This is a genomic window from Paracoccus jeotgali (assembly GCF_002865605.1).
GTDB classification, from domain to species: Bacteria; Pseudomonadota; Alphaproteobacteria; order Rhodobacterales; family Rhodobacteraceae; genus Paracoccus; species Paracoccus jeotgali.
On the sequence record NZ_CP025583.1, the window covers coordinates 236,660 to 257,093 of the forward strand.

The 20,434-nt window shown below is 66.5% G+C and carries 17 protein-coding genes and 1 pseudogene; 9 read left to right on the forward strand and 9 right to left on the reverse strand.

From position 1 onward, the window contains the following. Window positions 1–13: 13 nt before the first annotated feature. Together CYR75_RS01230 and CYR75_RS01235 are read right to left on the reverse strand one after the other, a co-directional pair. Window positions 14–723: pseudogene (locus CYR75_RS01230) on the reverse strand (response regulator transcription factor). Next, a complete protein-coding gene (locus CYR75_RS01235; RefSeq protein ID WP_101500796.1) occupies window positions 716–2,608 on the reverse strand; it encodes a PAS-domain containing protein in 1,893 nt (630 codons plus the stop codon). The pseudogene CYR75_RS01230 and the gene CYR75_RS01235 overlap by 8 nt, the downstream one beginning before the upstream one ends. A gap of 202 nt (window positions 2,609–2,810) precedes the next feature. Between CYR75_RS01235 and CYR75_RS01240 the strand changes: the two genes are divergently transcribed. From CYR75_RS01240 to CYR75_RS01275, 8 genes are all read left to right on the forward strand, one after another. Beyond that, complete coding sequence (locus tag CYR75_RS01240) at window positions 2,811–4,787, forward strand: AMP-binding protein (RefSeq protein WP_101498482.1); 1,977 nt, start codon at window positions 2,811–2,813, stop codon at window positions 4,785–4,787. Window positions 4,788–4,863: 76 nt separating this feature from the next. Then, window positions 4,864–5,682, forward strand: a complete 819-nt coding sequence (locus tag CYR75_RS01245; protein WP_101500797.1) for an ABC transporter ATP-binding protein — start codon at window positions 4,864–4,866, stop codon at window positions 5,680–5,682. A gap of 48 nt (window positions 5,683–5,730) precedes the next feature. Further along, window positions 5,731–6,744, forward strand: a complete 1,014-nt coding sequence (locus tag CYR75_RS01250; protein ID WP_225972900.1) for a branched-chain amino acid ABC transporter permease — start codon at window positions 5,731–5,733, stop codon at window positions 6,742–6,744. A gap of 85 nt (window positions 6,745–6,829) precedes the next feature. Beyond that, window positions 6,830–7,906 carry a branched-chain amino acid ABC transporter permease gene (locus CYR75_RS01255; protein WP_101498484.1) on the forward strand — a complete coding sequence of 359 codons (1,077 nt, stop codon included), beginning with the start codon at window positions 6,830–6,832 and terminating at the stop codon, window positions 7,904–7,906. A 56-nt stretch (window positions 7,907–7,962) separates the two neighbouring features. Further along, window positions 7,963–9,246 (forward strand): ABC transporter substrate-binding protein, encoded by a 1,284-nt coding sequence (locus CYR75_RS01260; RefSeq protein WP_101498485.1) that lies wholly within the window; start codon window positions 7,963–7,965, stop codon window positions 9,244–9,246. Window positions 9,247–9,302: 56 nt separating this feature from the next. Further along, complete coding sequence (locus tag CYR75_RS01265) at window positions 9,303–10,127, forward strand: ABC transporter ATP-binding protein (protein WP_101498486.1); 825 nt, start codon at window positions 9,303–9,305, stop codon at window positions 10,125–10,127. 45 nt (window positions 10,128–10,172) lie between these two features. Beyond that, a complete protein-coding gene (locus CYR75_RS01270) occupies window positions 10,173–11,393 on the forward strand; it encodes a phenylacetate--CoA ligase family protein (RefSeq protein WP_101498487.1) in 1,221 nt (406 codons plus the stop codon). A 344-nt stretch (window positions 11,394–11,737) separates the two neighbouring features. Beyond that, window positions 11,738–12,148: a winged helix-turn-helix domain-containing protein gene (locus tag CYR75_RS01275; RefSeq protein WP_101498488.1), complete on the forward strand. Its 411-nt coding sequence runs from the start codon at window positions 11,738–11,740 to the stop codon at window positions 12,146–12,148. Between the two features lie 103 nt (window positions 12,149–12,251). Here CYR75_RS01275 and CYR75_RS01280 read toward each other — a convergent pair whose 3' ends face one another. The 3 genes from CYR75_RS01280 to CYR75_RS01290 all read right to left on the reverse strand — a co-directional run bounded on the left by CYR75_RS01280 (window position 12,252) and on the right by CYR75_RS01290 (window position 15,269). Continuing rightward, the gene (locus CYR75_RS01280; RefSeq protein ID WP_101500798.1) at window positions 12,252–12,650 is read right to left on the reverse strand and encodes a (deoxy)nucleoside triphosphate pyrophosphohydrolase; all 399 of its coding nucleotides are present in this window, start codon (window positions 12,648–12,650) and stop codon (window positions 12,252–12,254) included. 88 nt (window positions 12,651–12,738) lie between these two features. Beyond that, on the reverse strand, window positions 12,739–14,022 hold the full coding sequence (gene argJ, locus CYR75_RS01285) for a bifunctional glutamate N-acetyltransferase/amino-acid acetyltransferase ArgJ (RefSeq protein ID WP_225972901.1): 1,284 nt from the start codon (window positions 14,020–14,022) through the stop codon (window positions 12,739–12,741). A gap of 404 nt (window positions 14,023–14,426) precedes the next feature. After that, window positions 14,427–15,269 carry a peptidylprolyl isomerase gene (locus tag CYR75_RS01290; protein ID WP_101498489.1) on the reverse strand — a complete coding sequence of 281 codons (843 nt, stop codon included), beginning with the start codon at window positions 15,267–15,269 and terminating at the stop codon, window positions 14,427–14,429. Between the two features lie 204 nt (window positions 15,270–15,473). On the opposite strand from CYR75_RS01290, the gene secA reads away from it, so the two are divergent. Continuing rightward, on the forward strand, window positions 15,474–18,194 hold the full coding sequence (secA, locus tag CYR75_RS01295; protein WP_101500800.1) for a preprotein translocase subunit SecA: 2,721 nt from the start codon (window positions 15,474–15,476) through the stop codon (window positions 18,192–18,194). 31 nt (window positions 18,195–18,225) lie between these two features. On the opposite strand, the gene CYR75_RS01300 is transcribed toward secA, so the two are convergent. From CYR75_RS01300 to CYR75_RS01315, 4 genes are all read right to left on the reverse strand, one after another. Further along, a complete protein-coding gene (locus tag CYR75_RS01300; protein WP_101498490.1) occupies window positions 18,226–18,624 on the reverse strand; it encodes a GNAT family N-acetyltransferase in 399 nt (132 codons plus the stop codon). After that, window positions 18,621–19,253: a tRNA (adenosine(37)-N6)-threonylcarbamoyltransferase complex dimerization subunit type 1 TsaB gene (tsaB, locus tag CYR75_RS01305; RefSeq protein ID WP_404825357.1), complete on the reverse strand. Its 633-nt coding sequence runs from the start codon at window positions 19,251–19,253 to the stop codon at window positions 18,621–18,623. Before tsaB ends, CYR75_RS01300 begins: the two co-directional genes overlap by 4 nt. Then, window positions 19,246–19,803 (reverse strand): NifU family protein, encoded by a 558-nt coding sequence (locus CYR75_RS01310; protein WP_101498491.1) that lies wholly within the window; start codon window positions 19,801–19,803, stop codon window positions 19,246–19,248. Before CYR75_RS01310 ends, tsaB begins: the two co-directional genes overlap by 8 nt. A 98-nt stretch (window positions 19,804–19,901) precedes the next feature. Continuing rightward, entirely contained in the window at window positions 19,902–20,357 is a 456-nt protein-coding gene (locus tag CYR75_RS01315; RefSeq protein ID WP_101498492.1) for a universal stress protein, read from the reverse strand. Between the last annotated feature and the right edge of the window lie 77 nt (window positions 20,358–20,434).

Sequence of the window (20,434 nt, forward strand, 5' to 3'; positions counted from 1 at the left end):
GCGATCCCGCCCCCTAGACCCACGAAATGTCAGGCAGAAAGATGTAACCCGCGCCATAGATCGTCTTGATCAGCTGCGGGTTTTTCGGGTCCTCGCCCAGCTTCGAGCGCAGGCGCGAGATGCGGACATCCATCGCCCGGTCGAAACTTTCGCCCCCCGCCCGCCCAAGATCTCAAGCATCTGCGCACGCGAGATCAGCCGGCGCGGCTGGTCCAGGAACATCCGCAGCACCTCGGCCTCGGCATGGCTCATCGGGGTTTCGGTGCCGTCGGGCGCGGTCAGCACATAGCTGTCGAAATCGGCTATCCAGCCGGCAAAGCGGGCGCGGGCCCGCTGGTCGCCGCGGGTGCTGGCGGCGGGGCGGCGCAGGCGGGCGCGGATGCGCGCGATCAGCTCGGCCGGCTCGAAGGGTTTGATGATGTAGTCATCGGCGCCCAGTTCCAGCCCCGTCACGCGGTCCTGCACCTGCGCCCGGCCCGAGACGATGATGATCGCCGCCCCGGATTCGGTCGCCAGCCGGTGGACCAGCGCCAGCCCGTCGCGGTCTGGCAGGCCCAGATCGACCAGACAGGCGTCGGGGGTGATCTGGCGCAGCGCGGCCTCGAATTCGGTCGCGCGGGCAAAGGACAGGGTGCGGAAGCCCGCGTTTTCCAGCGTTTCAGCCATGATCCGGCGGATCGCGGCCTCGTCTTCCAGAATCGCGATAAGGGGCGGGTCAGCCATGGATCACCTGCGTCACGAGATCGGCGAAATCCGCCGCGCCAAAGGGCTTGGTCAGGACCGGTCCCGCCACCGTCTCGCGCAGCGGGTCGCCGGGGGGCAGGGCGGTCATCAGGATCAGCGGCGGCCGGTCCTTGGCCGCAAGCTGGGTGCCCAGACCGTCGCCCAATTGCATGTCGGACAGAAGCAACGTCAGCCCCGGCAGATCGGCAAGGTTCTGCGCCTCGGCCAGTGACCCGGCCTCGATCACGGAATGGCCGCTGCCGGTCAGCATCTGGCGCAGCACGCGGCGCAGGTTGTCGTCATCCTCGGCCAGCAGGATCATCTGCGGATCGACCGGGCGCAGGGGCAGCCGCAGCCGCGCCAGCGCCCCGCCGGGGGTGGCGGCGCCGGGCGCGCCGGGCAGGTTCGACAGTTGCAGCGTGCCGCCCGCCAGCCGGGCCTGATCAAAGACCATCGCCAGCCCGAGCCCCGATCCCTGACCCTGCTTGGTGGTAAAGAACGGCTCGGTTGCGCGGGCCAGCGCCTCGGGCGTGAAGCCGTCGCCGGTATCGGTCACCTCGAGATCGAGCCAGGGCGGGTTGGCGCGGGCCGACAGCCGGATCGCCCCGCCGCGCCCCTTCAGCGCGTCGCGGGCGTTCAGGACAAGGTTCAGCAGCGAATCCTGTATCTGTCCGGGATCGAGCATCAGCGGCCGGTCCGGCAGATCGGTCCGCAGCGCCAGGGTGACGTCCGGCCCCAGTGACGGCCGCGCCATGGCCACCAGATCCTGCAGCAGCGGGGCCAGCCTGACGGGCTGGCGCGCGGTGCCGTGCGGCTGCGCGATCTGCCCGATCCGTTCCAGCAATTGCACGCCGCGCCGCGCGGCGGCCAGCGTCGCCGCGACGTCGGCGCTGGCCTCGGCCGGCAGATCGGCGCGCGACAGCCGGTCCTGCAGCCCCAGGATCACCGTCAGCAGATTGCCGAAATCATGCGCCAGCCCCGAGGTGATCTTGGCCGCAAGCTCCCGGCGCGAGGCATGGGTCAGCGCCTCGCGGACCTCGACCTCGGCGGTGACATCGGTGGACAGCACGAACACCCCGTTCCCGCCCCGGTCGGGCGTCAGCGAGATGCGGACCCGCCGCCCCGAATCGCTGTGGGTGACCTCGAACACCTGATTGCGCCCGGCAAAGGCGCGGTCGAGATGGGGTTTCAGCTTGTCATAGGTCTGCGGGTCCAACACCTGCTGGGCGGTCAGCCCCAGAATATCGGCGCGGGTGCCGGGAAAGATGCGCGGCAACTGCCGGTTCGAAAACACATAGCGCCCGTCGCGGTCGAGATGGGCGATATGCGCGGGCACCATCTCCGTCACCTGCCGGGTCCGGGCCTGTGTCTCGGTCACGATGCGCTTGGCCTCTTGCAGGGCGGCAATGGTGGCCTCCAGCTTGCGATTGGCCGCCGCCAGCCGTTCCGAGTTTTCCAGCACCTGCGTCGAAAGCACCTGCGAATGCGACCGCAGCAGGCTTTCCTGCCGCTTGGTTTCGGTGATGTCGGTATAGACCGTGACCCAGCCACCCTGCGACAGCGGCGCGCCCTCGACCGAGATCCAGCGGCCATCGGCGCGCTGGCGTTCCAGATAATGCGGCTGAAAGGTGCGGGCCTGCTCGACCCGGATACGCACGGCCTCGTCGGGATCGCTTTGCGGGCCATATTCGCCGCGCAGGACCAGAAACCGGACGATATCCTCGAAGAAGGCGCCGGGGCGGGTCAGGTTCTCGGGCAGGTCGAACATGGCCTGAAACTGCCGGTTCGCCACCGCCAGCCGCAGATCGGCGTCGAACAGCGACAGCGCCTGCGCGATCAGGTTCAGCCCCGACTGCATCAGATCGGCCCGCGAGGTGCTGTCCATCATCCCGAATTTCCTTGCGCTCTGCCGATGGTTAGCCATCCCGTCGGGCTTCGCAAGCTGTGTAACAATTCGTTAGGTTGCCGACAAACTGCCGCAATACTCAGCGGGAAGGTTAAGCCCATCCGCTTTGTGTCTGGGGAGGCAGAGAAGCGGGTGCGCGGCCGACAGGGCCGCGACGGACAGGGGAAGGGGGGCAGACGCCATGGACGACGCCGACAAGACCGCTTTGGGGCATCCGCAATCCATCCCCGGGCTGGTGGCGCGCAACGCCCAACGTCTGGCCCGCCGGCCTGCCTATCGCGAAAAGGAATTCGGCATCTGGCAAAGCTGGACCTGGGCCGAGGCCGCGGCCGAGATCCGGGCGCTGGCGCTGGGGATGCTGAATCTGGGCCTTGCGCCCGGCGACCATGTCGCGGTGATCGGGCGCAACAGGCCCGCGCATTACTGGTCGATGATCGCCGCGCAGATGTGCGGGGCGGTGCCGGTGCCGCTGTATCAGGACGCGGTCGCGGAAGAGATGGCCTATGTGCTGGGCCATAGCGGCGCGCGCTTTGTCGTCTGCGGCGACCAGGAACAGGTGGACAAGGTGCTCGAGGTGCAGCCGCAAGCCCCGAATATCGAGCAGATCATCTATACCGACCGCCGCGGGATGCGGAAATACGACCACAGCCGCATGAACGCGCTGGCCGATGTGCAGGCCGAGGGGCGCACCGCCGAGCGGCGGCTGGGCCCGGAACTGGACGCGCGCATCGCGGCGCTGGATTACGACAGCATCTGCGTCATGCTGTATACCTCGGGGACGACGGGCAAGCCCAAGGGGGTGGTGCTGTCGAACCGCAACATCATCGAAACTGCCCGCAATACCTGCGATTTCGACGATCTGAACCACCGCGACGAGGTGCTGGCCTATCTGCCGATCGCCTGGGTGGGCGACTTCATCTTTTCCATGGGGCAGGCGACCTGGGCCGGGTTCACGGTGAACTGCCCGGAAAGCGCCGACACCATGATGACCGACCTGCGCGAGATCGGGCCGACCTATTTCTTTGCCCCGCCGCGCGTGTTCGAGGGGCAACTGACCAATGTCATGATCCGGATGGAGGATGCCGGCCGCTTCAAGCGCTGGCTGTTCCATCACTTGATGGGCGTGGCCCAGCGCGTGGGTCCGTCGCTGCTTGACGGGCAGCCGGTCGGGCTGGGGGATCGTCTGGCCTACGGGCTGGGCAAGGTGCTGATCTATGGTCCGCTGAAAAACACGCTGGGCTATTCGCGCATCCGCGTCGGCTATACCGCGGGCGAGGCCATCGGGCCGGAGATCTTTGATTTCTACCGCTCGCTGGGGATCAACCTTAAACAGCTTTACGGCCAGACCGAGGCGTCCGTCTTTATCACCCAGCAGCCCGATGGCGGGGTGCGCGCCGACACCGTGGGCGTGCCGTCGCCGGGGGTCGAGATCCGCATCGCGGAATCGGGCGAGGTCTTCTATCGCAGCCCCGGCACCTTTGTTGAGTATTACAAGAACGCCGAAAGCACCGCCTCGACCAAGGATGCCGAGGGCTGGGTCGCGACCGGGGATGCCGGGTTCTTCGATGATGCGACCGGGCAGCTGCGCATCATCGACCGCGCCAAGGATGTCGGGCGCATGGCCGATGGCAGCCTGTTCGCGCCGAAATATGTCGAGAACAAGCTGAAATTCTATCCCAACATTCTCGAAGCCGTGGTGCTGGGCAATGGCCGCGACTATTGCACCGCGATGATCAATATCGACCTGGGCGCGGTTGGGAACTGGGCCGAGCGCAACAACATCGCCTATGCCTCGTATCAGGAACTGGCCGGGCATCCGCGCGTCTATGCGGCGATCAAGGCCCATGTCGAAGAGGCGAACCGCTCGATCGCGGTCGATCCGATGCTGTCGGGCTGCCAGATCCGACGCTTTCTGGTGCTGCACAAGGAACTCGACCCCGATGATGGCGAGATGACGCGCACCCGCAAGGTCCGCCGCGCCGTCATCAGCGAGAAATTCGCCGATCTGGCGACCGCGCTTTACGACGGCTCGGACCATGTGCAGACGGAAACGCAGGTGACCTATGAGGACGGGCGCAAGGGTCTGATCCGCGCCCGGCTGAAGATCGAGGATGCCGAAATCCAGCCCGGCGCGCCCGTCGCGATGGCGGCGGAATGAGCCGGCGGGCGGGCAGGGCGGCAGCGGCAGGAACCGTCGCGCCGCGCATTTGGGCTGCAAGGACAGGGGGCTGACGATGCTGGACGAGACCCAGGGCCATGTCACCGCGGATGGCCGCCAGATTGGCGGCGTGGTGATGGATCTGCGCAACATCACCCTGCGCTTCGGCGGCGTGGTGGCGATCAAGGACATCAGCTTTGACGTCCGCCACGGCGAGATCCGCGCCATCATCGGCCCGAACGGCGCCGGCAAATCCTCGATGCTGAACGTGATTTCCGGCTTCTACAACCCGCAAGAGGGCGAGGTCTGGTTCAAGGGCTATCGCCGCGGCCCGATGCGCCCCTATCAGGTGGCGCGTCTGGGCATCGCCCGGACCTTCCAGAACATCGCGCTGTTCGACGGCATGTCGGTTCTGGACAACATCATGACCGGGCGTCTGAACATGATGAAGGCGGGGCTGCTGTCGCAGGCCCTGTGGTGGGGCGGGGCCGAGCGCGAGGAGATCGCCAACCGCGCCCAGGTCGAAAAGATCATCGACTTTCTGGAAATCCAGAACATCCGCAAGACCCCGGTCGGCCGCCTGCCTTACGGGCTGAAAAAGCGGGTCGAACTGGCCCGCGCGCTGGCGGCCGAGCCGCAGATCCTGCTGCTGGACGAGCCGATGGCCGGGATGAACGTCGAGGAAAAAGAGGACATGTCGCGCTTCATCCTCGACGTGAACGACGAATTCGGCACGACCATCGTGCTGATCGAACATGACATGGGCGTGGTCATGGACCTGTCCGACCGGGTGGTGGTGATGGATTACGGCCGCAAGATCGGCGACGGCACCCCGGACGAGGTCCGCAACAATCAGGACGTGATCGACGCCTATCTGGGGGTGGCCCATGACTGACCGCGCCCACCGCAACGCGCTGCCCGCGCCCAGCCCCAGGGGGATCGTCTGATGGACCAGCTTTTCTACGCCGCCGAGGTGATCGTGAACGGGCTGATGACCGGCGTCATGTATGCGCTGGTCGCGCTTGGCTTCGTGCTGATCTTCAAGGCGTCGGGCGTGTTCAACTATGCCCAGGGCGTGCTGGCGCTGTTCGCCGGGCTGACGCTGGTGGGGATCATGCAGGGGCAGGTGCCCTTCGCGCATCTGCTGAACGCGGTCTTCGGCACCCAGCTTGACCGCTTCGGCTGGACGGTGCCGGCGCTGCTGGCGATCGTGCTGACCGCCGGTGTCATGGTGCTGCTGGCGATCCTGATCGAAAAGCTGGTCTTGCAGCATCTGGTCGGGCAAGAGCCGATCATCCTGTTCATGGCCACCATCGGGCTGGCCTATTTCCTGGAAGGTCTGGGCGACGTGATGTGGGGCGCCGACGTCAAGAACCTCGACGTGGGGCTGCCGCAGGGCATCAGCGACTCGATCGAGCGGGTGACCGACAGCTGGTTCGGCTATGGCTTCTTCATCGACCGGCTGGACATCTGGGCGGCGCTGATCGCGACCGCGCTGGTGGCGGCGCTGGTGGCCTTCTCGCAATACACCAAGCAGGGCCGCGCCATGCGGGCGGTGGCCGACGACCATCAGGCGGCGCTGTCGGTGGGCATCTCGCTGCGCTTCATCTGGATCATGGTGTGGTCCATCGCGGGCTTCGTGGCGCTGGTCGCGGGCATCATGTGGGGCACCAAATCGGGCGTCCAGTTCAGCCTGTCGCTGATCGCGCTGAAGGCGCTGCCGGTGCTGATGCTGGGCGGCTTCACCTCGATCCCCGGCGCCATCGTCGGCGGGCTGATCATCGGCGTCGGCGAGAAACTGTTCGAGTTCGTGATGTCCAGCCCCGACCTCGCCGGAAGCTGGTTCGGCTTTACCATCGGCGCGACCGAGAACTGGTTCGCCTATGTTCTGGCGCTGGTCTTCCTGGTGTTCCGTCCGCAGGGCCTGTTCGGCGAACGCATCATCGAGCGGGTGTGACCATGACCCGCACACCCCATTCGCCGCGCGACCGGCACTCACTTGACCAAGCGGCGATGGCCGCGATCCCGCAGGAGGGCTGAGGATGTTCTACCGCGAAGCCGGCGATTTCAAGACCACCTATCGCGACGACAGCCAGACCTTTCCCATCCGTCTGGACCGCATCGGCTATTATGTCATCCTTGCGGTGGCGGTGCTGGTGGTGCCCTTCGTCATCAACGATTACTGGGCCAGCGCGGTGCTGCTGCCCTTCCTGATCTATGCCATCGCGGCCATCGGGCTGAACATCCTGACCGGCTATGCCGGGCAGGTCAGCCTGGGCACCGGCGGCTTCATGGCGGTCGGGGCCTATGCGGTCTACAAGCTGATGACCTCTTTCCCAGAGGTCAGCGTCGTCATCCACATCCTGCTGGCGGGGGGCATCACCGCGCTGGTCGGCATCGCCTTCGGCCTGCCCAGCCTGCGGATCAAGGGCTTCTACCTGGCGGTCGCCACGCTGGCCGCGCAGTTCTTCCTGGTCTGGCTGTTCAACAAGGTGCCGTGGTTCTACAACTATTCGGCCTCGGGCCAGATCAACGCGCCGACGCGCACGGTGCTGGGCTGGGCGGTCACCGGACCGGCGGCCTCGCCCGCGGCGAAATATCTGATCTGCCTTGCCTTCGTGATCTTCTCAGCCTGGGTGGCGCGGAACCTGACGCGGGGCATGGTGGGGCGCAAATGGATGGCGATCCGTGACATGGACATCGCGGCCGAGATCATCGGCGTGAACCCCCTGAACGCAAAGATGACCGCCTTCGGCATCAGCTCGTTCTTTGTCGGCATCGCCGGGGCGCTGCTGTTCGCGGTCTATCTGGGCGCGGCCGAGGTGACCGAGGCCTTCGGCATCAACAAGTCCTTCCTGGTCCTGTTCATGGTCATCATCGGCGGACTGGGCAGCATCTTCGGCAGCTTCGCCGGCGCGGCCTTCCTGGTCCTGCTGCCGGTGCTGCTGAAAAACGTGCTGGTCGGCGCGCTTGGCTGGCCCACCGATCTGGCCGCCTATATCGAGCTGATGATCGTGGGCGCCTTGATCATCTTCTTTCTGATCGTCGAGCCGCATGGACTTGCCCGGCTTTGGCTGCTGGCCAAGGAAAAACTGCGGCTCTGGCCGTTCCCGCATTAACAGCAAGAACCGGGCCCGCCGGTCCACATCGCAATAAAACTGGGAGGAAACACGGAATGAAAACGAAACTTGCCGCACTGGCGGCGGCCGGCATGATGGTCGCGGCACCGGCTCTGGCCGATCTGGTGGTCCCCAACCTCAGCTATCGGACCGGCGCCTACGGCGCGAACGGCACGCAATATGCCGACGGCTTCAACGATTACTTCACTCTGCTGAACGAACGCGACGGCGGCATCGGCGGTGAGCGGATCCAGGTGCCGGAATGCGAGACCGCCTATAACACCGAAAAGGGGGTCGAGTGCTACGAGGCCACCAAGGCCGAGGGGCTGGTCTATAACCCGCTGTCGACCGGCATCACCTATCAGCTGATCCCCAAAGTCGGCGTCGACAAGAAGGTGCTGTACACCCCCGGCTATGGCCGCACCTCGGCCAAGAACGGCAAGGTGTTCGAATGGGTGTTCAACGCGCCCGCGAACTATTGGGACGGCGCCTCGGTCGCGGTCAAGCATCTGCTGGACGTCAATGGCGGCAGCCTTGAAGGCAAGAAGATCGCGCTCGTCTATCACAACTCGGCCTATGGCAAGGAACCGATCCGCACCCTGCAGGATCTGGCCGAAAAGCACGGCTTCACCCTGATCGAACTGCCCGTCGACGCGCCCGGTCAGGAACAGAAATCGCAATGGCTGCAGATCCGCCGCGACAAGCCCGACCACGTCATCATGTATGGCTGGGGGGTGATGAACCAGGCCGCCATTCAGGAAGCCGCCAACATCAACTTCCCGATGGAGAACTTCATCGGCATCTGGTGGTCCGGCTCGGACATCGACGTGCTGCCCATCGGGGCCAAGGCCGACGGCTACAAATCGCTGGCCTTCCACGGCGTCGGCACGGATTATCCGCTGTATGAGGACATGCAGAAATACGTGATCGAGCCGGGCAAGGCGTCGCAGGGCGGCCAGCATGTCGGCAGCGTGCTGTATTCGCGCGGCATGTATGCCTCGCTGGTCATTGCCGAGGCGATCGCCAAGGCGCAGGAACTGGCCGGCACCTCGAAGATCAACGGCGAGCAGCTGCGCGAGGGCTTCGAGGCGCTCGAGATCACGCCCGAGCGGCTGGCCGAGCTGGGCCTGCCCGATTTCGGCCCCGAGATCGAGATGACCTGCGCCAACCACGGCGGCAGCGGCATGGCGCGCGTCCAGCAATGGGACGCCAATGCCAAGAAATGGAACCTGATCACCGAGTTCACCGAACCTGATCAGGACATCCTGAACCCGCTGATCGCCGAGGATTCCGAGGCCTATGCCAAGGAAGCCGGCATCACCCCGCGCGACTGCAACTGATCCAGACCCCGGCGGCCCATCGGGTCGCCGGGGATTTTGCCTGACAGGGGGCCGCCATGACGGACACCGTAGCGACCGAAGACAACCTTCTGGAAGTGAACAACATCGAGGTGATCTACAATCACGTCATTCTGGTCCTGAAAGGCGTCAGCCTCGCGGTGCCCAAGGGCCGGATCACGGCGCTTCTGGGCGGCAACGGGGCGGGCAAGACCACGACGCTGAAGGCGATCTCGAACCTGCTGGCCTCGGAACGGGGCGAGGTGACGAAAGGCTCGATCACCTATCGCGGGCAGCGGGTGGCCTCGCTCGACCCCGCCTCGCTGGTCCGCAAGGGCGTCATTCAGGTGATGGAGGGGCGGCGCTGTTTCGAGCATCTGACGGTCGAGGAAAACCTGCTGACCGGCGCCTATACCCGCAGCGACGGCAGCGCCGCGATCCGGCAGGATCTCGAGATGGTCTACAACTATTTCCCGCGCCTGCGCGAACGCCGCCGCAGCCAGGCGGGCTATACCTCGGGCGGGGAACAGCAGATGGTGGCGATGGGCCGCGCGCTGATGAGCCGGCCCGAGACCATCCTGCTGGACGAACCCAGCATGGGCCTTGCCCCGCAACTGGTCGAGCAGATCTTCGAGATCGTCAAGGCCGTGAACGAGGGCGAGGGCGTGACCTTCCTGCTGGCCGAGCAGAACACCAACGTGGCGCTGCGCTTTGCCCATTACGGTTATATCCTTGAAAACGGCCGGGTGGTCATGGACGGCACCGCGCAGGCGCTGCGCGAGAACCCGGACGTGAAAGAGTTCTACCTCGGCATGTCCGACGAAGGCCGCAAGAGCTTCCGCGACGTGCGATCCTACCGACGGCGCAAACGCTGGCTGGCGTGACCGCACCCGGCCCCCGACTTCACCCGACACGCAAGGAATAACGCCATGGTCGACTATTTCGATGAGCTGGAAACCCGCGACGCGGAACAGCGCGCCGCCGATCTGGCCGAGACCCTGCCCGCTGCCATCGGCCGCGCGCGCACCGCGCCCGCCCTGGCGCGGCTGCTGCGCGAGGTCGACCCGGCGACCATCCGCGACCGCGCTGCCCTGGCCGCGCTGCCGGTGATCCGCAAGGCCGACCTGACCGAGGCGCAGCGCAAGAACCCGCCCTTTGGCGGCTTCGCGACCCGGCTGGCGGCCGAGTTCGACCACATCTTCCAGTCCCCCGGCCCGATCTATGAACCGGGCCGCCATGCCGGGGATTTCTGGCGGCTGGGGCGATTCCTGCACGCCGCCGGCATCGGCCGGGGCGATATCGTGCAGAACTGCTTCGGCTATCACCTGACGCCGGCGGGGATGATGTTCGACAGCGCCGCCCGCGCCGTCGATGCCGCCGTGCTGCCCGCCGGCACCGGCCAGACCGATCTGCAGGTCCGCGCCGCCGCCGATATCGGCTGCACCGCCTATGCCGGGACGCCCGACTATCTCAAGGTGATCCTCGACCGCGCCGACGAGATGGGTGAGACACTGTCCTTCCGCAGCGCGGTGGTGGGCGGCGGTGCGCTGTTCCCGGCGCTGCGTCAGCATTATGCCGATCGTGGCATCCAGACCCGGCAATGCTATGCCACCGCCGATCTGGGCAATATCGCCTACGAATCCGACGCGATGGAGGGGATGATCGTCGATGAAGGCGTCATCGTCGAGATCGTGCGGCCCGGCACCGGCGATCCGCTGCCCGATGGCGAGGTGGGCGAGGTGCTGGTGACGACGCTGAACCCGGACTATCCGCTGGTGCGCTTCGCCACCGGCGATCTGTCGGCGGTGATGCCCGGCGTCTCGCCCTGCGGCCGCACCAACATGCGGATCAAGGGATGGCTGGGCCGGGCCGACCAGACGACCAAGATCAAGGGCATGTTCGTGCGCCCCGAACAGGTCGCGGCGCTTGTCGCGCGCCACCCCGAAATTGCCCGCGCCCGCGTCATCGCCGACCGCGACGGCGACATGGACGCGATGACGGTCCAGATCGAAAGCCCGCGCGAGGCGGTGGCCGAATACGACGCCTCGGTGGTCGAGGCGCTGAAGCTGAAAGGCCGCGTCGAGGTGCTCGCTCCCGGCTCGCTGCCCAATGACGGCGTGGTGATCGAGGACCGCCGCCGCTACGACTGACGCGGCGGGGGAGGCGGAGAGGGTTCGCGCGGCCGGGCGGGCGGCGGCAGGGCATCTGCCGCCGTTTCATGAAAGCATTGGCGAGGGTTGTTAAGCAGTCTCGCTGCTGTCTATCCCAACCATCTGGCGCTTCCACTTGCGCCGTTTGGGAGGATCTAGCGACATAGAAGAACTGCACCTGACGGCGCCGGATAAAACGGGAACCGCTCCGATGGCCGCAGCTCGGGCGGTCCCGCAACGACGACCGCAACCTGATCGCCGCAGTTTGGCACCGCACCCACCCGTGCCCCGCAACGCCCTTTACCTCGCTTGTCACCGCAGCGCTTTCGCGGCAAGGTTTCGCCATGTCGCACCCGCCTTTGCACCATCCTCAGCGCTATCCGCGTATGCAGCTTCGGCTGTGGCTGGCGCCGGGGCTGTGGCTGGGGCCGGGCAAGGCCGATCTGCTGGAACTGATCGGGCGGACCGGCTCGATCTCCGAGGCCGGGCGGCAGATGGGGATGAGCTACAAGCGTGCCTGGTCGCTGGTGACCGGTATGAACGCCATGTTCGCGCAGCCTCTGGTCCTGTCCGAACGCGGCGGGGCCGGCGGCGGCGGGGCCACCCTGACCGCGACCGGCACCGAGGTTCTCGCCCGCTTCCGCCGCATCGAGGCCGAGGCGGCCCAAGCGACCGCCGAGGACATCGCAAAGCTGCAGGCGTTGCAGACCACGCCGGCAGCCGACGCACCACCTGACGATACCGCAACGGATTAGGCCGAGGCGTCGCGCGCCGCCGCCGAGGGCTTGGCAGGGGTGCTGGCGGTGCAGAAAGCGACGTCGCGGGTCAGCCGAGTCTCCTCTGGCAGCCCTCAGACCCCTACAACCAATCCTGGATCATCGGGATCAGCGGGACATCCGCCGGGGGCATCTCGTAATTGCGCAGGTCGCGGGCGCGCACCCACGCCAGGCGCTGGCCCTCGCGCGGCTGGACGATGCCTTTCCAGCGGCGGCAGGCGAACAGCGGCATCAGCAGGTGAAAGCTGTCATAGCTGTGGCTGGCAAAGGTCAGCGGCGCGAGGCATGAGGCGTGGGTGTCGATGCCCAGTTCCTCGTGCATCTCGCGGATCAGCGCCGCCTCGGGCGTCTCGCCCGGCTCGACCTTGCCGCCGGGAAACTCCCACAGGCCGGCCATGGGCTTGCCCTCGGGGCGTTGGGCCAGCAGCACCCGCCCGTCGGCGTCGATCAGCAGCACCGCCGACACCAGAACCATTCGCAGCGTCATCCTGTTTCCTGTCTGTCTGCAGCCCTGTCCGCCTGCGGAACCTGTCTGCCGGGGCTGGCGCAAGACGCGGCCCCGGCCCGGATCACGACCGGTAATCGGCGTTGATGTCGATGTAGCGATGGGTCAGATCGCAGGTCCAGACCGTCCGGCTTGCCTCGCCCAGACCCAGATCGACCGACAGCAGCAGGTGATCGCGCTTCATATAGGCGCTGGCGGCGGCCTCGTCATAGCCCGGCGCGCGCCAGCCGTTCTCGGCCAGCACCATGTCGCCGAAACGGATGGTCAGCCGGTCCCGGTCCGCCGTGGCGCCGGACTTGCCGACTGCCATGACCACGCGGCCCCAATTCGCGTCCTCGCCCGCGATGGCGGTCTTGACCAGCGGCGAGTTCGCGATCGCCATCGCGACCTTGTGGGCATCCGCGCGGCTGGTGGCGCCGGTGACGCGGATCTCGACGAATTTCGTCGCGCCCTCGCCATCCTTGACCACCTGCTGCGCCAGATCCAGCATCACGCCGCGCAGCGCCGCCTGGAACTTGCGGCCAAGCCCGCTGTCGGCGTCGCGGATCTCGGGCGCGGGCGAGCGGCCGGTCGCGGCCAGGATCACCGCGTCCGAGGTCGAGGTGTCGCTGTCCACCGTGATCGCGTTGAAGCTGTCCTCGACCTCTTGCGACAGCATGGCCTGCAACTGCTCTGCCGCAATGCGGGCGTCGGTGAAGATATAGACCAGCATCGTCGCCATGTCCGGCGCGATCATGCCCGAGCCCTTGGCGATGCCGGCGATGTGGATCGGACCCTTGTCGGTCTCGATCTCGGCCGAGGCGCCCTTGGCGAAGGTGTCGGTGGTCATGATCGCGCGCGCGGCCTCGGCGATGCCGCCCTGATCCAGCGCGGCGACGGTGCGGTCGATCACGTCGGTGATGCGGGCCACCGGCAGCGGTTCGCCGATGACGCCGGTCGAGGAGGAGAACACCCGCTCGGCCGGGATGCGCAGCGCCTCGGCCACGGCGCCGGTGACGCGGCTGACCGCGTCCTGCCCGTGCTTGCCGGTAAAGGCGTTGGCGTTGCCCGAGTTCACGATGATCGCCGCGCCCTGCGTCTGGTCCTGCCGCCCGGCGAGCTTGGCCTGACAGTCCAGAATGCTGGCTGCCCGCGTCGATGAGCGGGTGAACACGCCCGCAATCGAGGTGCCGGGGGCGAGGCGGGCCAGCATCACGTCGGTGCGGCCTTTGTATTTGATGCCGGCTTCGGCGGTGGCGAATTCGACCCCCGCGATCACCGGCAGGTCGGGGAAGGCGGCGGGGGCGAGGGGCGAGACGATGGCCTCTTGCTTCTGGGCAGCGGGACGGGCGGCGATGGCCTGCGCGATCCGCGCCGAGCCGGGCAGCGTGTCGCTGGCGGGCTGCTTGTCCGCGCCCTTGTCGCCGGGCTTTTTCCCGGCTTGCTTGGCGCCTTGCTTGTCCTTACCCGGCTTGCCGCCCGCCGGCATCGCTGCGCCCTTGTTCTTGTCCGGTTGCTTGTCGCCCTTGCCTTTACCGGGCTGCTTCTCACCCTTCTGCGTCAGCTTTTCGGCGTCTTTCCCCGCCGTCTTCTCGGCCTTGCCGGGCTTGTCGGCCCCGGTCACGCCTGCGCCACCCGAGTCGGCGGCGCGGGCGGCCTGGTTGGCCTCTTTCCGGGCGGCCTTGCGGGCGAGGCGGGCGGCCTCTTTCTCGGCCTGTTTTTCAGCCTGCTTGGCCGCCTTGCGGGCGGCGATGTCCTCGGGATCGCGCGGCATCAGTTGCTGTCCTGCCCCAGAATGTCACGGTCCAGCAGGGTCGGGTCGATGCCTTCGGTCCGCTCGATCTTGGCGGCTTTGGTAATCTTTTCGATTTCGGCCTCGACCTTGTCGCGGCGGATCTGCTGGATCAGCGGCTCGCGCACATCGGCGAGGGCGGGCGGTTCCTGCACGCGGCTGTCATTCAGCTTGATGACATGCCAGCCGAACTGCGACTGCACCGGCTCGGACGAGACGCTGCCCTTTTCCATCTCGGCCACCGCGTCGCCGAATTCCGCCACCATGCGGTCGCGGGTGAACCAGCCCAGATCGCCGCCATTCAGCCCCGACGCCGTATCGACCGAGCGTTCCTCGGCCAGCTTGGCGAAGTCGGCGCCGCCCTTCAGCTCTTCGATCACCGCCTTGGCGGCCTCTTCGGTCTGCAGCAGGATGTGGTCGGCGTCATATTCCGTCACCGGCGCGTCGGCCGGGAAGGCCTTTTCATAGGCGGCCTGAATCTCCTCATCCGTGGGTTCGAAATCGGCCAGCCGCTCGATGGCGGCGCCGGCCAGATAGGCGCGGCGGTCGATGGTCAACGCGGCCTCGTCGCGGGGGGTCATCGTGGCCTCGCCCTGTTCGGCCATGGCGGCCTGCCGGATCATCTGGTCCAGCATCAGATCCCACAGCTCGGCCGAGGGGATCTGCGCCATTTCCGGCGGCAGGCCCAGCTTCATCGCCGCCATATGACCCAGCGTGATTTCGGTGTCGTTGACCTTGGCGATCACGGTGTCGGCGTCCTGCGCGGCCAGCGGAAGCGCGATCGCGCTGGCGAGGAAGGTGGCAAGGGCGGTGCGTAGAAGCATGGGTTTTCCTTGATATGCGGCCCCCCGATGGCGTGTGAAAGGGGGCAAAGCGTTGACACTGCTGGGACGCGGGCCTACATCCGGCGCAACCGAAAAGGCGCGCCCGCGCCGTTTTTTCCTTTGCCCGTAGATACGGCAGGACGGACGGTCCGGGCAAGGGCCACGCGCCCCAGTCTTTCCCGAAACATGACGACCGGAGTGATGATGCTGGGTCTAGGCAATTTGGCGAAGAAGGTCTTTGGCACCCCCAACGACCGCAAGATAAAGTCCGCCCGTCCTCTGGTGGCGCAGATCAACGCGCTGGAAGCAGAGGTCAAGGCCCGCTCGGATCAGGAGCTGATCGACTTTACCCGCGCGCTGCAGGCCCGGGCGCAGGGCGGCGAAAGCCTGGATGCGCTGCTGGTCGAGGCGTTTGCCAACTGCCGCGAGGCGGCGCGCCGCGCGCTTGGGCTGCGGGCCTTCGACACGCAGCTGATGGGCGGGATCTTCCTGCATCAGGGCAATATCGCCGAGATGAAGACCGGCGAGGGCAAGACCCTGGTCGCCACCTTCCCGGCCTATCTGAACGCGCTGGCGGGCAAGGGCGTCCATATCGTCACGGTGAACGACTATCTGGCCAAGCGTGACGCCGAATGGATGAGCAAGGTGTTCTCGCAGCTCGGCATGACCACCGGCGTCGTCTATCCGTTCCAGGAAGACGGCGAAAAGCGGCAGGCTTACCGCGCCGATGTGACCTATGCGACGAATAACGAGCTGGGCTTCGACTATCTGCGCGACAACATGAAATCCTCGGTCGATCAGATGGTCCAGCGCGACCATTTCTACGCCATCGTGGACGAGGTCGACAGCATCCTGATCGACGAGGCGCGGACGCCGCTGATCATCTCGGGTCCGTCGCAGGACCGCAGCGAGCTGTATGTGACGCTGGACCAGTTCATCCCCCGGCTGAACGATGCCGACTTCAATCTGGACGAGAAAAGCCGCAACGCCACCTTCACCGAGGAAGGCAACGAGCATATTGAACGCCTGCTGTCCGAGGCCGGCGTCCTGCCGCCCGGCCAGACGCTGTATGACCCCGAATCGACCACCATCGTCCACCATGCCAACCAGGCGCTGCGGGCGCACAAGCTGTTCCACCGCGACCAGAACTATATCGTCAAGGATAACGAGATCGTCCTGATCGACGAGTTCACCGGCCGTATGATGAAGGGCCGCCGCCTGTCGGACGGTCTGCATCAGGCCATCGAGGCGAAAGAGGGCGTGCCGATCCAGCCCGAGAACGTGACCCTCGCCAGCGTCACCTTCCAGAACTATTTCCGGCTTTACGACAAGCTGTCCGGCATGACCGGCACCGCCGCGACCGAGGCCGAGGAGTTCGCCGACATCTACAGCCTCGGTGTGGTCGAGGTGCCGACCAACCGCCCCATCGCCCGCGTCGACGAACATGACCGCGTCTATCGCACCGGGGACGAGAAATACGCCGCCGTGCTCGAGGCCATCCGCGAGTCCCATGCCAAGGGCCAGCCGATCCTTGTCGGCACCACCAGCATCGAGAAATCGGAAATGCTGTCGCAGATGCTGGATCAGGCCGGCATCCCGCATAACGTGCTGAACGCCCGCCAGCACGAGCAGGAAGCCTATATCGTGGCCGAGGCCGGCAAGCCCGGCGCGGTCACCATCGCCACCAACATGGCCGGTCGCGGGACCGACATCCAGCTGGGCGGCAACGTCGAAATCAAGGTGATGCAGGCGCTCGCCGCCGATCCCGAGGCCAACCCCGACGAGCTGCGCGCCCGCATCGAGGCCGAGCACGCCGCCGACAAGCAGGCGGTTCTGGAAGCCGGCGGGTTGTTCGTTCTGGCCACCGAGCGCCATGAAAGCCGGCGCATCGACAACCAGCTGCGCGGCCGCTCGGGCCGGCAGGGCGACCCCGGCCGCTCGCTGTTCTTCCTGTCGCTGGAAGACGATCTGATGCGGATCTTCGGCAGCGAAAGGCTGGATGCGGTGCTGTCGCGTCTGGGCATGAAGGATGGCGAGGCGATCGTGCACCCCTGGGTGAACAAGTCGCTGGAACGCGCCCAGGCCAAGGTCGAGGGCCGCAACTTCGACATCCGCAAGCAGTTGCTGAAATTCGACGATGTGATGAACGATCAGCGCAAGGCGGTGTTCAGCCAGCGGCGCGAGATCATGGACAGCGACGAGGTGGGCGAGATCGCGCAGGACATGCGCCATCAGGTCATCGACGATCTGGTCGATCAATACATGCCGCCCCGCGCCTATGCCGAGCAATGGGACACGGCCGAACTGCAAAAGGCCGTGGCCGAAAAGCTGAACATGAACCTGCCGATCCCCGAATGGGCGGCCGAGGACGGCGTCGATCAGGCGGCGGTGCGCGAGCGCCTGATCGCCGCGACCGATGCCTATATGGCCGAGAAAGAGGCCGGTTTCGGCGCCGAGACCATGCGCCAGATCGAAAAGCAGATCCTGCTGCAGGCCATCGACCAGAAATGGCGCGACCACCTGCTGACGCTGGAACATCTGCGCTCGGTCGTGGGCTTCCGCGGCTATGCGCAGCGCGACCCGCTGTCGGAATACAAGACCGAGGCGTTCCAGCTGTTCGAGACGATGCTGGACAGCCTGCGCGCCGACGTCACCCAGCAGCTTGGCCGCATCCGCCCGCTGACCGAGGAAGAGCGCGAGCAGATGCTGCGCCAGTATCAGCAGCAGCAGGCACAGCAGCAAAGCCAGATGAGCACCCGCCACGACGACGCCGATGGCGCGGCACCCGACGGGGCCAGCGTGACGGCGCAGGCGACCGGCTTTGACGAAAACGACCCGGCAAGCTGGGGCAACCCCTCGCGCAACGACCCTTGCCCCTGCGGCTCTGGCAAGAAGTTCAAGCACTGCCACGGCCAGTTGACCTGACCAGCATGGCCGGCCCTGTCGCTAGGGTCGGCTACAGCGCCTTTCGCAGGATCAGCGCGTCGATGCCGGGCGCGTAATAGCCCGGCCTGACGCCCGCCTGCTGCCAGCCGTCGCCGTGGTAAAGCGCCTGCGCGGGTTGGTTGTCCGCCGCCACCTCCAGAAACCCCCAGACGGCGCCGCGTTGGCTTGCGGTGTCGGTAAATCGCTGCAGCAGCGCCCGCGCGTGGCCCTGACGGCGGGCGGCGGGGGCGGTGGCGAGGGTCAGTAGTTCGGCCTCATGCAGCACGATACGGCCCAGCAGGAAGGCGTCTGGCTGGGTCAGCAGAAAGACCGACGGGTCATGCAGCAGCGCCCCGAACTCTGCCGCCGACCATGGGCGCGGGCGGGTGAAACATGCGGCATGGATCCGGGCAAGGTCGTCCGGCGTCACGGCAGTATGACCGGCCCGCGATCCCGCGCCGGCGCGGCATCGGCGGAACGCAAATAGATCGGCGCGGGGCGGGGCAGCGATTGGCCGGTCATGGCGCGAGCGCGGGCGATGCGGGCAATTCCTTCGGCGATCCTAACCTCGGGCGCGGCCACGGGCGGACCGGGCGGCAGCGCATCCAGCGGCGATTGCTGCGGGGTGATGTCCTGCGCGTCGTCGGCGTGAAAATCCTGCCAGATCGCCAGATCACGCCGCCCCGGAATGACGATCCGGCAGGGCCGGGGCAGGCCCCATGCCAGCGCCTCGGTCGCGCTGACGCCGATGGCGGGGATACCCAGCGACAGCGCCAGCCCACGCGCCGCCGCGACCGAGATGCGGATGCCGGTGAAATTCCCCGGCCCGGTCCCGACCCCGATCAGCGCCAGATCGCGCCATGTCGCGTCGCAATCGGCCAGCAACTCCTGCAGCAAGGGCATCAGCCGCTCGGCCTGACCTTTTGCCATGTCTTCCTGCACCGAACCCAACAACCGCTCGCCGCAGAGCAAAGCGGCCGCGCAATGCGCGGCCGATGTGTCAAAGCCGAGGGTCAGGCGCGATGCGTCCTGACCCGGCTGCGCGTCGCTGTCAGGCAAGGGGCCGGACCTCGGTCACCTCGGGGATATAGTGGCGCAGCAGGTTCTCGATCCCCATTTTCAGGGTCATGGTCGAGGACGGGCAGCCGGCGCAGGCGCCCTGCATGTGCAGATAGACGACGCCCTTCTCGAAGCCGTGGAAGGTGATGTCGCCGCCGTCCTGAGCCACCGCCGGACGCACGCGGGTGTCCAGCAGTTCCTTGATCTGGCTGACGATCTCCTGATCCTCACCGGTGTGTTCGGCATGGCCCGAGGCCTGCGCGCTGCCCTGCATGACGGGCGCGCCGGACTGGTAATGCTCCATGATCGCGCCGAGGATGGCGGGCTTGATGTGGTCCCACTCGATCTCGTCAGCCTTGGTCACGGTGACGAAATCCGAGCCGAGGAACACGCCGGTCACACCCTTCACGCCAAAGACCCGCTGTGCCAGCGGCGAGGCGGCGGCGGCTTCGGCATCGGTGAAATCGGCAGTGCCGCTGTCCAGCACGTTCTGGCCGGGCAGGAATTTCAGGGTGGCGGGGTTCGGGGTGGTTTCTGTCTGAATGAACATCGGGCGCTCCTTTGCTGTCTCATATGGGCTGCAGAGGGGGTTCGGTCAAGCCGGGGCAGGGGGCCAAGACCCCGGCGGAACCGCCCATCCCGGCCGCGTCACGAGATCGCTTCCAGCCTCTCGCGCGACATATCGCCGGGAATCAGGGTGATGGCGCAGGAGAGCGCCCCCAGATCGCGCAGCAGACGTGTGACGATCGGTCCCGGCCCGGCCTTACCGGTGGCGGCCCCCAGCACCAGCACGCCGATGTCCTTGTCGCCTTCCAGATGGGCGAGCAGTTGTGCCACCGGCTCTCCCTCGCGGATCACCAGTTCCGGGTCGATGCCCTGGGTGTCGCGCATCCAGCGAGCAAAGATCTGATATTGCGAGGTGATCCGGTCCTCGGCCTCTTGCCGCATCAACTCGGCCACGCCGATGCCGTGCTGGATGGCGTCGGGGGCGATGATCGACAGCACCACCACCTCGCCCTGCGAGCGCGACGCCCGCATCGCGGCAAAGCGCATGGCATTGCGGCATTCGGGCGACTCGTCCAGAATGACCAGGAATTTCCGCATCTGTCAGTCCTTTTCGGCGGGAAGCCGCGTATAATCTGCCCGATTTGTGGCTTTCCGGCAACCAGCCCGCGCAGCCG